Genomic DNA, 12939 nt, shown 5'->3' on the forward strand with positions numbered 1-12939 from the left:
ATTTATTGAAAGCCTCATACTGTATACAAATACAGCATGAGGCTTTGTTTTGGAATTACAAAAAAAATCTTACGCAAGGATTTCTGAGACGATACCAGAGGCGTTAAAGGGCCTACAGGTAAACGGATGCAAGAATCCTGCTTGTACAAACTTCTGTGTCGATCCTCATGATTACAATCCAGCAGAATACAGCTTAAGAAAAGGCTCTAACCCATTTTATAAAATATCTGGTTCGGGCAGAAATGAACCCAATCTCCAATGCAGAGTGTGTAGCGAGATCACTCCTATCAAATCTAATGTAGGTATTCTAGAGGAGGTGTCTCGTATATCCTCATATTTGCATGAACCCTCATGCACTTGCCCAAATACCGAGTGTAATAATCATCTTATGTCAGTTAGCGATAATCCTAATTTATATAAAAGACATGGTCAAACATCAGGCAACACGAGGTATCAATGCAAGCTTTGTAAAAAGACATTTTCTGATGGTAATAAGCGGCGTCAACATCGACGTTCAGAGATAAACAAAAGCTTTTTTCTGCATATAGTTAATAAAACGCCAATGAGGCGTATGTGCGAGATATTGGACATTTCGTCAAAAACCTACTTTGATAAGTTAAACTGGCTGTATGAGCAAAGTTCAGCATTCGCTAAAGAGCGAGAAATTCGATTATTAAAAACTACCTATGCTCAAAAAGCTGAAATTTGTACTGATAGGCAGGTACATATTAGCAATTGGAGTGATCGTAGAGATAAAAGAAACATTGAATTATGGGCGATAGGTAGCGCCGACAATATCAGTGGGTATGTTTTTGGCGTCCACTTTAACTATGATCCATTAATCGATAGAACGGCAGCTGAGATTGATGCCAGCGAAGTAAACGCTAAAATTACACCGCCACACCTTCAACCTCATGCACGTCTATGGTTACAACGTTATCATAATGAAGAGCTTAGCATGGCGACTCACGAGCATATAAAAGGCTTGTCTAAGCTTGAAAATAGTTCATTTGAACAAGCAGAGATATTAGACGGTACTACAAAACTCCCCGATAAAGGTGCTTTGGTTCACAGTGAGTACACCATGTATGCGCACTTCTTATTAGTAGCAAGGCTTTTGGGAAATGTGAAACAAGTGCATTACTCGCTTGATAGAGAGGCCGGAATAAGAAATGCATTTATGCTTGCCAATAAAGAGCGTGTATCAAATGGTTCAGCTCATGCATTTTACGTCAAAAACAGGACAGGATTGACTGTTGATGAAAAAAAAGAAATCGTAAAAGATTTTTATAAAGCATTTAAAGTCATCGCTGGCAAATCATTCAGATCAGCTACTGGTACGGAAAGATACAATACAATTATTAGCATGCTTCGACAAAATATACCTCAGACAAAACTTATCCCCTTTAGTAAGGAAATGTGGCTTAGACATCCCCACTTTACGATGCCTGAACCAGAGAAATTAGTGGCCGCATTAACACCGATAACGCACCTATCCATTCAAGAGCAAGCTGAGCTATATAAACCCTCTTCTCTTGCCGCAATAGATAGGTTTTTCATGTTCGTTAGACGCCGAGTAAGTCTTCTTGAACGCAGTAAGTCTGTAGCATCAAGCGAGCGGCGTAAATGGTATGGGTACAGTGCCTATGACCCTTATTCATATTTGAAGGTCATGGAGATTGTGCGGCTCTTTTACAATTATTGTTTAAAGGCAAAAGATGGGACAACAGCAGCTATGAGACTTGGTTTGGCAAAGAGACCAATCAGATTAGAGAGTATTGTATATTTTGAAAAGTGATTTTAGACATTGCAACTTACTGGTTAATGATAAGAAATCCATAATATTGTATTGCATCGAGAGTTTTAGAGGAAAAGTAATAATGATGGTAAAAGGATTTACTATAGGGCTGTTATTCATTAGCTTGAGCGGTTGCGCTTCATATTTAGCCAATCAAATGACAAGCCCTAAAAAATCTAACGTAGAGGGCAATATCTCAGATTGGGCTGTTGTGCAACAATTGTGTGATAGCAACAATTACTGTGTTAAAGCAATAGGTTTAGGTGAGTCTGCCGAAGGTGATCATAGTCTAGAATTTAGGTTTCATATCAATGATAATCATAAGATCTGGCGCTACGAAACCAAAAGTGACGGCGTAGAACCCCCCAAACCACTTGCGAACCATTTGATATTTCTCTTTGCTGGATATAGCCAACCCACTGAGGTCTTATATATACATCAATTATGGTTACAACGCATGACGGGCGCAGAAGTCATCGTTATACCTAGCGCTGAAAACACAGAGACGTTCAAATTTGGCCTAGATTACGCCCCTCCTATCGTTGCTGAAATTCAAAGATTAAACCCTGTAAAAGTGCACCTTATTGGATTTTCAATGGGCGCATTAGCAGCAGTTGAGGTTGAGAAGCAAATTGACAATGCCAAACTCTATTTAGTCGCGCCAATGGCCGACTTTGACTATTCAGCTAAAGCGATTTACGACATTCTGTATAGAGATAAAATATACGCGACGTTTATTTCCCAAGACACGCTTGAGGATGCAATTCAAATTGTTTATGAGGAGTCAGGAACAACATCAAAAGATACCGATTTAATAGCAAAACTGAATAGGGTAACTTCACCTACATTTATCTATGCATCTGATAAAGATAGAGTTGTTGAGTATTCTGTTTTTGACTCCATTCCAAATGATAATATTGATGTAAATATTTACGAAGAATTAAATCATTTGGAAATGGTTGCTCTATTAAGTCAAGATTTGATGACTGACTTCGTATCTGATTTACTTGAGAGGCCAGTGATGAAGAGTGAAATTACAACTTTAGGTATATTGTGTGATTTTGATGATGATGATTGTCTAAATCAACTACCGGATTAACGCACAAAAAAATAAGGCGAGTTCAAAAACTCGCCTTAGCACAAATTAAGTAACCGCCTTGATAATGCGGGTTTTCTTTTATTTATAAGACGCCACTACCCGACGCAGCTTCAGATTTATCAATCTCTCCCTCAACTAAGATGTCATCACCGAGTTCTATTTGAAAAGTTGTGCCTGGCTTCCCTTGCAAACTATAACGAAAGCCGTACATTTCACCTTCATTTAATGCGAGTTCGGTCTCGCTATTTGGGTGAATTAAATCGTAAACGCCAGAGTCGTTCGCTTGAGAAAATATATCAACTAGCCACGTGCCTTCAGACATAGTGATCTTAAGGGTCTTTGTCATGTGCGCCTCCATTAGTGTTCAACCCGTTCCTCATTAAAGGTTGACATAGAATCTACTACTTTGTATTTCGCAAGTTATGCTTAAGATCAGTGTCTTCTAAAACCAATTACGCTTTTGCATCAAGTCCAGCCTGATAAAGCGCATTTTTTTTCAAGTCATAATGACTGGCTACTACGGCTGCCGCTTTCTTTAGCGGCATGTGCTCACACAAGTTATTTAGCAGTGACATTGCTTCGCTAGGAATAGCCTGTTCATCTATCTTTGCAGGACCTATCATCACAACAAATTCGCCTTTTTGATGAGCTGCATCGGCATTGAGATAATCAATAACGTCTTGAGCGCTTCCACTCACATAAGTTTCGAAGGTTTTGGTCAGTTCTTTCGCTACTACAATGTGGCGTTCGCCTAAAACGCGTTGAATATCGTTTACCGTGTCTAAAATTCTGCGTGGTGCTTCATAGTATACGGTAGTAAAAGTTCTATCTTTTAACGCTAAAAGCACACCTTCTCGTGCCTGAGTTTTGACCGGTAAGAATCCTTCAAACATAAACTTGTCTGTTGGTAAACCTGATGCACTTAACGCGGTTATTGCCGCACATGGGCCGGGTAATGCGCTAACCGGAATACCCTGCTCACGGCACTTACGCACAAGAACAAAACCAGGGTCACTGATAAGTGGTGTTCCGGCGTCACTTATCAAGGCGACCGACTCCCCCCCCTTTAAACGTTCACAAAGCATAGCTGTGCGCTTGTCTTCATTATGCTCGTGAAGTGAAAGAGTTTTAGTTCCAATGCTGAAATGCTGTAACAAACGCGCACTATGACGAGTGTCCTCGGCAGCAATCCAGCTTACTTCACTTAATATGTGAATGGCCCGTGCGCTCATGTCATCTAAATTACCAATAGGCGTGGGAACAATATATAGAGTGGCGGTGTCTGTCATAACAGTGGTTAAATCTTACGTTAAATTGGGAGATTATGCGTTAAGTGTATCACGCCATTAGTCCAGATTATGCTGGCAAGCGTAGATTTTCATGCTGGTTAAGATAAACTTGGCCTATAACGATGTAAAAGGAATGAAACTGTGCGTCATATCGGACAAGCTGGAAAAATTTTTACGCTATCTACCATTACTTCGGTATTGCTGTTGTCGGGCTGTGGAAGTACACCTAAAACCCAGTCGATGCCTGTAGTAGCGGAACCAACGCCAATTGAAACCACGCAGGTTGAAAAGGACGTTACGCCCGAGCACAAACTTCTTGAAGCAAAAAAAGTATGGGCTCGGACTCGCGATAAAGAACAGCGCGATGCACTGCTGCTTCAAGCGGCTGACCTTTATCTTCAAGACCAACAACCCGTAATGGCTCAACAGATACTGTACGGAGTAAAAGAAGACGGTGTTTCTGGGGTACATCAATCAAACTATGCACTTTTAGTTACCAAAGCCTACGCAGGAACGTCTGATGTGCCTGCCGAACAATTGCTTGCCATGTTAGACAAGGTCAATGAGGAAGGCGAAACAGCAATTGAAAAAGCAGCGCTTCAAACGCAGCTTTATCTGCAGCAAGGTCAATATGCTGCAGCGGCAAATAGCATACTAAAAACTAATTTATCTACCGAAGAGAAAGTACAACACGTTTGGCAGTGGTTGACTTCTATACCCAAAGGATCGTTGCTGACGATAGAAGAAACCTACCCTGCTCTTTCGCCTTTTATCACGCTCCGCCGGTTAACTGAAACACACGCAAATTCACCTGCGGCACTTGCAAAAAATCTATCGCAATTTCAACAGGTTTATCGTGGTCATCTATTAGGGAATACGCTACCTAAAACAGTGATCCAAGCATCACAATTATCTGATGCGGGCGCTAATGACATTGCAGTTTTACTGCCTCTCACAGGTAGACTGGCGCGCACAGGGCAAATGGTTAAAGACGGTATTATGTCCGCGTATTATGCCGATGTTGAAAAGAAACAAAACGACCACCTCTTACCGCGTCTTCGTTTTATTGACACAAGTGGTGTTGATACGCAGCATTTGCTAGATGAAATTGGCAACACTAAATTTATTGTCGGTCCGTTACTCAAAGACACTGTAGAACAGTTGGTACCGCGCTTGCCTGCCGGTGTTAATGTGCTAGCGTTAAATCGTCCTGAAGAATTAACCGCACTTGCCAATACCACGTCAGACACGTCGCCTGATTCAGTAGCTTCACCTGCACAGCTCAGTCGTGTAAGTGGATTAGAAAACGAACTAGCAGCTTACAACGAGCAAGGAGAGCTTGAAGCTTTAGGCCTATCTGCCGCAATCAATTATTTTGGTCTAGCACCGGAAGATGAAGCCAAGCAACTGGCTGAACTTGTATTCAATAAAGGGTTTCGTGCCCCCATCGTTATTGCTGCACAAAGTGGTTTATATCAGCGCATGGATACAACGTTCAAAAGGCATTGGAGAGCACTTAACAACAAAGAGAACAAGCTTCGCACGAACATAACATCGGTTACGTTTAACGACAGTAATTCACTTAGGGAAGGTATTACGCAAGCGCTAGACGTTGCACAGAGCAATGATCGTATTAAGCAAATTGAGTACATGACCAACGACGAAGTCTACAACATGCCACGCAGCAGACGTGATATTGATGTTATCGTTGCATTCGCATCGCCCCAGGATACTGAGTTACTTAATCCCATTATTGAAGCAAGCTTAAATCCGTATGATGGTAAACAAGTGCCCGTTTACGCCACATCACGTTCGATGGACTACGACAGCGGCAAAAACCAGTGGCGTGACCTCCAAAATGTTCACTTCATTGATATGCCTTGGTTGATGCCATCACATGAATGGCCGTCGTTACAGCAGGAAGTAGAGCTAGCGTGGGAAAAGCAAAACACTATGCAAAAGCGTCTTTTTGCCTTTGGCTTCGACGCTTATCAACTGCTCCCGCAGCTCGGGATGCTCAATACCCTTAAATTCTTGTCGCACGAGGGCTTAACTGGCTCACTTTCGCTGAATCAAAACGGAGAAGTAGTACGTCAGCAACCACAAGCTATGATCCGCGACGAAAAAGTACAGATGCTCTCGGAGTAAAAAATGTCGAAACTGCAAGGGAATGCAGCAGAAGACCAAGCCTGCGAATTTCTTGAAAAGCAAGGTCTTTGTTTGCTTAGTCGCAATTATCACACACGACGCGGTGAATTAGACATTGTCATGAAAGATGGGCAAACGATTGTGTGTATCGAAGTTAAGTACCGCAAAAAAAGCCAATTCGGCAGCGCATTAGAGTTTGTTACCGCAAGGAAACTACAGCGAATACAGGCTGCGTTTGGTTTCTATTTGTTAGATAATGGATTAAATCCAGCGTCTACGCCCTTACGCATTGACGTTATTGCCATAGACGGTGAAAAGCTCCAGTGGCTAAGGAATGTAGGTTAAGGCATTGCAGACAGACGTGTTGTATTCATATTGCAAGGTGAATAACCACGCCTAATGTGCAAATACAATCGTGCTTTACCTTTTCGTATGCGTTCCTTTCCCGTTTGTATTAAAAGAGATTATAAATATGATTGAACAAATTAAAGCGAATTTTACTGAAAGCATTCAAACTAAGATCGCCGCGTCAGAAATATTGCCTGAGTCTATCGAAAAAGCGGCAAACATGATGGTAGAAGCACTTATTCGCGGCAATAAAGTACTTAGTTGTGGAAACGGTGGCTCGGCAGGTGACGCGCAACATTTCTCGTCAGAGATGTTGAACCGCTATGAACGAGACCGCCCTAGTTTACCAGCAATTGCACTGAGTACAGATACTTCAACACTCACATCTATTGCTAATGACTATAGCTACGATGAAATTTTTGCAAAACAAGTGCGTGCCTTAGGTCAACCAGGCGATATTCTTCTCGCCATTTCTACCAGAGGTAATTCAAGAAACGTTATTGCTGCAATGGAAGCAGCGCTATCGCGCGATATGACGATTGTTGCGCTTACCGGCAAAGACGGTGGTGAAATGGCTGGCTTTTTGAGTGAGCATGATGTTGAGATCCGCGTGCCTTCAAACCGCACCGCACGCATTCAAGAAGTTCACCTTCTTGTAATCCACAACCTGTGTGAATGTATAGACGATAGCTTATTCCCAGCGGATCATGGCGATGAGTAACAAAGAATATTATGACAAAGAACGCTAGAAAGTTAGGCCTACTTGCCACCTGTTTTACTTTGATTTTATCCCTTCAAGGTTGTGTTGTCGCAGTTGGCGCAGCTGGAGCTATGGCAGCAAAAGTTGCGAATGATCGACGAACTGTAGGAACCCAGTTAGACGACCAAAACGCTGCCACATCTGTTTCTTATCAGTGGTCTAAAAGCGATTCACTTAAAGAGCAGACCAATCTTCAGGTTGATGTGTATAACGGTGTAGCGCTACTAACTGGTCAAGCACCACAGCAAGGGCTTATCGATGAAGCCGTTAGCCGCACTCAAGAAGTAACCTATATTAAAAAAATCCACAATCAAATTCGAATTGGAGACCCAATTGGTGCGGGCACGCAAGCAAACGATATTTGGTTAGCATCTAAGGTACGCACAAAGATTGTGGCCGACGAGCGCGTACCGGCCTTACAAGTAAAAGTAGTGGTTCAAGACTCGGAAGTGTTTCTCATGGGTCGATTGACCAATTTAGAAGCTACTGCAGCGGTAGATATTGCCCGTAACATAACCGGTGTTGCTCGCGTTATAAGAGCTTTTGAAATTGTTAAATAGAGAGTTCGCCACTGCCCTTTTGGTAGCAGGGGCGCTCTTTATGGAAATTTTAGACGCCACGGTGATCACTACGGCTCTCCCTGTTATTGCTGCCGACTTTAACGTGCCGGCGACCCACCTTTCTATTGGCGTGTCGGCCTATTTGGTAGCTGTCACGCTGTTTATTCCTCTAAGCGGCTACGCTGCCGACAAATTTGGTGCTCGCACAATATTTTTGGCGGCGATCGCTATTTTCACTATAGCCTCCATCCTTTGTGGCTTAAGTACCAGTTTATTTGAATTTACTTTATCTCGTATTCTACAAGGTTTAGGCGGCGCAATGATGGTGCCAGTAGGAAGACTAGTGGTATTGCGGGATTTGCCCAAAGAAAAACTAGTAAAAACCGTAGCCATTATCACATGGCCGGCTTTGAGTGCACCGCTGTTAGGGCCAGTGCTTGGCGGATACATAGCCACACATTTTAGCTGGCAGTGGATTTTTTATATGAATATTCCGCTGGGTATTGTCGCGATGATCGCCTCTCTTTACTTATTGCGAAACACCAAAGGCGATGTGGGCAAATTTGATATTAAAGGTTTTTTGCTTACTGGCGTCGGCTTTGCGCTTTTTATGGCTGGCATTGAGTTTCTTGCCAGCACAAGCGATAAATTTCTTCAGTCACTTAGTGTCATTGGTATTGGCTTAGTACTGATGATTTTCGCTATACGGCATGTCAAGAACGCCAAAAATCCTCTTTTTTCATTCGACGCTATGCAGCACAAAACTTTCAGACTTTCGGTCTACGGAGGCTCTGTTGTGCGAGTGGCACTTGGAAGTGCGCCTTTTCTTGTGCCGCTTATGCTACAGCTAGGGCTTGGTTACTCGCCGGTAGAGGCTGGTTCACTGCTGCTGTGGCTTTTTGTAGGGAACTTGGCGATAAAGCCCGCGACAACCTGGATCATGAATAGGTTCGGTTTTAAACGTGTACTCGTAGTAAACGGTGTGCTTATCGCTCTTGGTTTTGTCGCGCTAGCAATGATAAATCACACTACGTCATCGTTTGCTATTGCCGCAATTTTGTTTGCTAACGGCGTGGCTCGCTCAATGCACCTAACGTTAATAAACACCATTGCTTTTGCCGACGTACCGCCCAATAGAATGCGAGATGCCAATACGCTGGGTGCTATTCTTATGCAGATGAATCGAGGCCTAGGTATTACCTTATCAGCGCTTGCTATTGCTGCTGCAGCGCTCATTCTTGGCCAAAGCCCCGACACGCCAAATTTACAAACTTTCACGCTATCTATGCTGTTTATGGGCGCCGTGGCGCTCGTAAGTATTTACGACAGCTTAATGCTGTCGAAAGAGGACGGCGACGCAGTTTTAAACAAGCGCAAGGCAAAAAAAGCGCTATAAAGCTAGCCCGAACTTGTTGTATGTAAATCTAGTGACAAATGTCACATGCTTTTGATGACGTTTGTGACTAACGCAATCTAACGAACTTTTGCATATTTTACCTATCGACGTTACAACGTAAGGTAAAAGACATGGAACACACAATAAACCACATTTCTACAAGCACTATTCAAAATTCTCCTCTTTCGCTAGAACAACAGCGCGAAAACTTCAAAAGGAACAGATTTATTGCTATGCCTCTAGCAGGCACATTAATTTGGGCGTTACTTGGTCTTAGTGCCCCCTTTGTATCTGAACTCGCCATAACCTGGATGCTGTATATCGGCACAGGAGCAATTTTCTATCTAGGAGCAGGGCTGTCTTACATTACCGGTGAAAAATTCTTTTCGAAAAACGTAGCAAAGAACAGCTTCGACCGCCTTTTCTTTGTTGGTATGTTTATGAGTCTGATGGTCTTTGCTATCGCCCTTCCAGTTGCAGCCATCGACCATACAACTGTGCCGTTGAGTATCGGCATTCTTACTGGGCTGATGTGGATGCCTTTATCGTGGGCTATAGAGCATTGGATTGGCTATTTTCATACGATCGCAAGAACCTTCGGTATTGTTGTAGCTTGGTATCTATTTCCAGAGGCAAGAGTAGAAGCAATTTCGGCGGTAATTGTTGCAATTTACATTGTGTCGCTAATCACTCTTGAACGCCGTTTTCAAACATTAAAGTCTAACTAGTAGCAATTGATTAGAGAAGGAACATTCGATGACTTACTTACTTCTAGCGGTTGCGATTATAACCGAAGTGACGGCTACCATGCTTCTTAAAATGTCGAATGGTTGGGAAAAATGGGCCTTTGGCTACGGCGCTATATTTTTCTATACCGTGTCAGGAATGTTGTTTGCTATGGTCCTAAAAAACATGGGAATTGGCGTTGCCTATGCGATTTGGTCAGGTATGGGGATCGCGTTAATCACCGCTGCTTCGGTGGTATTTTGGAAACAAACTTTCGACATTTATGCCGTGCTAGGTATTATGTTAATTATCTCGGGCACCTTGCTAATCACTAGTAAATCAGCCGTTGTATTTCAGTAGGGACGAAGTACTCACAATGCGCAGCCATAACAGCATGCAAAATAATACCAACGCAGAGCCTACCACTCGTATAAACGAAGAAGTTTCAAATGTGGGTGGATTGATAAACCATGAAAGTGAAAACAACGCGGCGCCGGTCATGCCACTTTTGGGGAGTGGCCGAAAAAAGCGCTGGTCTTATGGGAGCCTGTTTTTTTCACTTTTTTTCTTTGTCCCACTCATTGTCTCGCGCCCACTTCATATCGAGATATGGATAATCCAAACTTTGGGATATATTAGTTTTGTTGCTCTTTACATCAAAGCGATAAGTCAGCCTGTTAAAGCGCCACCCTCCTATTTAATAGCTATGTTTTTACTTTCTGTCGGATGCAGTTTTCAAAATCCAGGGGGCGCAACCATTGTCGGCTTTATTGCGTTTATCGTTGGCTATTATAATTCGTTCAAAACGGGTGTAGCGAGCATAAGCATTATGATGATCGTGCTTTTCATTCTAAACTATACTGTGTTTGAAAATGCACATTTCCTCTTAAGCGCTTCATTAATTAACAGTTTGGTATTATTTGGTTTTGGTGCTATGGAGCGCAAGGAAACCCTTCATGGCCTTAAAGAAAATCAGCAAGCTGAAGCCTTACGCGTATTATCCGCAATAGCTGAACGAGAGCGTATTGGCAGAGATTTACACGATGTTGCAGGCCACGCACTCAGCTCAATTTCGTTAAAAGCTCAACTGGCCGATAAGCTTATTTATAAAGATAGAATTACCGATGCCCATAGGGAAGTAAAGGCCCTGGCGCAACTTTCTCAAGCATTATTAAGCGATATTCGTCAAGCGGTGTCAGATATTAAACAACTTTCCCTTCGCGACGAGATAGCCAAAGATAAAGCATTGCTAGAAGAAAACGGCTTAGAGGTTTTAGCCACTATTGATGACAAGGCTTTGATGCAGCTGACCTCGAAACAAGAAAACCAGCTTGCGCTTATAGTAAAAGAGCTAACCACAAATACATTGCGCTATTCAAAAGGAAAAACAGTATCACTTAGCCTTAATCTTAATCGACAAACGTTGATCATGACTTACCAAGATGACGGTGTAGTTGACAACAGCAGTTCAATTGAGGAAGGAAACGGATTAGTGGGTGTTAGAGAACGCGCGGCATCTGTTAATGCAGATGTAAGCATATCATTTCACCCCCATCCTGCTGTTTGCGTACAGCTTATTCTAGACAACCAGTTGCCGGAAATGGCGGCCCTATGAATTCAAAAGCAAAAACGACCATTTTAATCGTTGAAGACCAATCGCTTATCCGAGACGCCATTGCCATGCTACTGTCACTAGAGGACGACTTAACCATCGCAGCTAAATGCAGTAACGGGCAAGAAGCCATTGAGTATTTAAGAGACCACCCTGCGCCAAACATTATTCTAAGCGATATTGAAATGCCGCTAGTCTCAGGCCTAGATTTAACCGCCCACGTTACAGATCAACGCCTTAATACCAAGGTAGTTTTAATGACAACATTTTCGAAACCGGGCTATATAAAACGCGCATTAAGCTTAGGGGTTAAAGGATTTATTTTAAAAGAATCTGACAGCAACTACTTGATAAATGCCATTCACAAAGTATCTGCTGGGGAAAAAGTTATTTCAACCGAGCTTGCAATCATGGCCCTTGACGACAACAACCCGCTTTCGCAGAAAGAAATCGCGGCGCTTAAGCTTGCATCCGACGGGCTCAAAACCCAAGACATAGCGCAATCGTTATTTTTATCAGAAGGTACAGTGAGAAACTATCTCTCAGAAGCGATATCGAAGCTTGATGCGACGAATAGAGTAGATGCAGCCCGTATTGCAAAACAAAAAGGCTGGCTTTAACAGTAACTTAAAACCATGTAGTAGTAATTGTGGAAGAGGTCGGTATATTTAAATTTTCAGACAAACCTGCCAGCACGCGCTCGGGACCGTAAACAACACCTTGCTGGTTTGCGGTCCAAACACAAGTGATTATACTTGTGCCTTTTAACAACTCACACTGCCATTTGACGGTATTTTCTGTGAGTCGCTCATAATCATCTTCAATTTCCCACCCACTTTCTACGTGTTCAACTATTAGTTGTTCAAACTTATGAAAAGCAACAGGTTGAATAATTACCCATTCCTTTTTCCTAAATTTTTTTTCTAACCGCGACTTTTTAAAATTAGAAAACAATCCCACGCTTCAACTCCGTATGGTTAACATCACTTCACGTTTTTATATAAACAAACAGCTTCCATATACTCTGTCATGCCAATACATAGTGATATGCACGCCAAAGCGAATTTACTCAACTTATATGAAATGGTTGGTATAGACTGTTGTTACATTCACATTAATTCTGCACCTGTGACCGCGAAGACAAAACATTATATTTTTTTAATATAAAGACTATCGGCTTCATTTAACCATTTCACTGGGTGA

Annotated in this window: 14 protein-coding genes; 11 read left to right on the top strand and 3 right to left on the bottom strand. The window is 42.4% G+C overall.

Features of this window, described 5'->3' with window-relative positions:
* The first annotated feature begins 49 nt into the window (after positions 1-49).
* Both BK026_RS10340 and BK026_RS10345 read left to right on the top strand, forming a co-directional pair.
* Positions 50-1798, top strand: coding sequence for a hypothetical protein (locus BK026_RS10340; RefSeq protein WP_143142116.1), 1749 nt, complete (start codon positions 50-52; stop codon positions 1796-1798).
* Positions 1799-1880: 82 nt separating this feature from the next.
* Positions 1881-2897: a hypothetical protein gene (locus tag BK026_RS10345; protein ID WP_143142117.1), complete on the top strand. Its 1017-nt coding sequence runs from the start codon at positions 1881-1883 to the stop codon at positions 2895-2897.
* 82 nt (positions 2898-2979) lie between these two features.
* Here BK026_RS10345 and BK026_RS10350 read toward each other — a convergent pair whose 3' ends face one another.
* Both BK026_RS10350 and rsmI read right to left on the bottom strand, forming a co-directional pair.
* The gene (locus BK026_RS10350) at positions 2980-3243 is read right to left on the bottom strand and encodes a hypothetical protein (protein WP_071817593.1); all 264 of its coding nucleotides are present in this window, start codon (positions 3241-3243) and stop codon (positions 2980-2982) included.
* 106 nt (positions 3244-3349) lie between these two features.
* The gene (rsmI, locus tag BK026_RS10355; RefSeq protein WP_071815794.1) at positions 3350-4186 is read right to left on the bottom strand and encodes a 16S rRNA (cytidine(1402)-2'-O)-methyltransferase; all 837 of its coding nucleotides are present in this window, start codon (positions 4184-4186) and stop codon (positions 3350-3352) included.
* Between the two features lie 141 nt (positions 4187-4327).
* Between rsmI and BK026_RS10360 the strand changes: the two genes are divergently transcribed.
* The 9 genes from BK026_RS10360 to BK026_RS10400 all read left to right on the top strand — a co-directional run bounded on the left by BK026_RS10360 (position 4328) and on the right by BK026_RS10400 (position 12356).
* The gene (locus tag BK026_RS10360; RefSeq protein ID WP_071815795.1) at positions 4328-6334 is read left to right on the top strand and encodes a penicillin-binding protein activator; all 2007 of its coding nucleotides are present in this window, start codon (positions 4328-4330) and stop codon (positions 6332-6334) included.
* 3 nt (positions 6335-6337) lie between these two features.
* Positions 6338-6679 carry a YraN family protein gene (locus BK026_RS10365; protein ID WP_071815796.1) on the top strand — a complete coding sequence of 114 codons (342 nt, stop codon included), beginning with the start codon at positions 6338-6340 and terminating at the stop codon, positions 6677-6679.
* A 127-nt stretch (positions 6680-6806) separates the two neighbouring features.
* On the top strand, positions 6807-7403 hold the full coding sequence (locus BK026_RS10370; RefSeq protein ID WP_071815797.1) for a phosphoheptose isomerase: 597 nt from the start codon (positions 6807-6809) through the stop codon (positions 7401-7403).
* Positions 7404-7414: 11 nt separating this feature from the next.
* Positions 7415-8002 carry a BON domain-containing protein gene (locus BK026_RS10375; protein ID WP_071815798.1) on the top strand — a complete coding sequence of 196 codons (588 nt, stop codon included), beginning with the start codon at positions 7415-7417 and terminating at the stop codon, positions 8000-8002.
* 19 nt (positions 8003-8021) lie between these two features.
* Entirely contained in the window at positions 8022-9398 is a 1377-nt protein-coding gene (locus BK026_RS10380) for an MFS transporter (protein ID WP_371264982.1), read from the top strand.
* Positions 9399-9529: 131 nt separating this feature from the next.
* Positions 9530-10126 (top strand): hypothetical protein, encoded by a 597-nt coding sequence (locus BK026_RS10385; protein ID WP_071815799.1) that lies wholly within the window; start codon positions 9530-9532, stop codon positions 10124-10126.
* 28 nt (positions 10127-10154) lie between these two features.
* Positions 10155-10484: a multidrug efflux SMR transporter gene (locus tag BK026_RS10390; protein WP_071815800.1), complete on the top strand. Its 330-nt coding sequence runs from the start codon at positions 10155-10157 to the stop codon at positions 10482-10484.
* Positions 10485-10518: 34 nt separating this feature from the next.
* A complete protein-coding gene (locus tag BK026_RS10395) occupies positions 10519-11739 on the top strand; it encodes a sensor histidine kinase (protein ID WP_256253761.1) in 1221 nt (406 codons plus the stop codon).
* Positions 11736-12356 (top strand): DNA-binding response regulator, encoded by a 621-nt coding sequence (locus BK026_RS10400; RefSeq protein WP_071815802.1) that lies wholly within the window; start codon positions 11736-11738, stop codon positions 12354-12356. Before BK026_RS10395 ends, BK026_RS10400 begins: the two co-directional genes overlap by 4 nt.
* Before the next feature lie 7 nt (positions 12357-12363).
* On the opposite strand, the gene BK026_RS10405 is transcribed toward BK026_RS10400, so the two are convergent.
* Positions 12364-12696, bottom strand: coding sequence for a hypothetical protein (locus BK026_RS10405; protein ID WP_071815803.1), 333 nt, complete (start codon positions 12694-12696; stop codon positions 12364-12366).
* Positions 12697-12939: the final 243 nt, after the last annotated feature.

Source organism: Alteromonas sp. V450 (assembly GCF_001885075.1).
Lineage (GTDB): Bacteria > Pseudomonadota > Gammaproteobacteria > Enterobacterales > Alteromonadaceae > Alteromonas.

What these genes read in the sequence shown, in the direction of transcription:
- BK026_RS10400 (WP_071815802.1), top strand. Translation starts at nt 11,736, where the DNA reads ATGAATTCAAAAGCAAAAACGACCATTTTAATCGTTGAAGACCAATCG.
- BK026_RS10370 (WP_071815797.1), top strand. Translation starts at nt 6,807, where the DNA reads ATGATTGAACAAATTAAAGCGAATTTTACTGAAAGCATTCAAACTAAG.
- BK026_RS10385 (WP_071815799.1), top strand. Translation starts at nt 9,530, where the DNA reads ATGGAACACACAATAAACCACATTTCTACAAGCACTATTCAAAATTCT.
- BK026_RS10365 (WP_071815796.1), top strand. Translation starts at nt 6,338, where the DNA reads ATGTCGAAACTGCAAGGGAATGCAGCAGAAGACCAAGCCTGCGAATTT.
- BK026_RS10390 (WP_071815800.1), top strand. Translation starts at nt 10,155, where the DNA reads ATGACTTACTTACTTCTAGCGGTTGCGATTATAACCGAAGTGACGGCT.
- rsmI (WP_071815794.1), bottom strand. Translation starts at nt 4,186, where the DNA reads ATGACAGACACCGCCACTCTATATATTGTTCCCACGCCTATTGGTAAT.
- BK026_RS10350 (WP_071817593.1), bottom strand. Translation starts at nt 3,243, where the DNA reads ATGACAAAGACCCTTAAGATCACTATGTCTGAAGGCACGTGGCTAGTT.
- BK026_RS10375 (WP_071815798.1), top strand. Translation starts at nt 7,415, where the DNA reads ATGACAAAGAACGCTAGAAAGTTAGGCCTACTTGCCACCTGTTTTACT.
- BK026_RS10395 (WP_256253761.1), top strand. Translation starts at nt 10,519, where the DNA reads ATGCAAAATAATACCAACGCAGAGCCTACCACTCGTATAAACGAAGAA.
- BK026_RS10345 (WP_143142117.1), top strand. Translation starts at nt 1,881, where the DNA reads ATGATGGTAAAAGGATTTACTATAGGGCTGTTATTCATTAGCTTGAGC.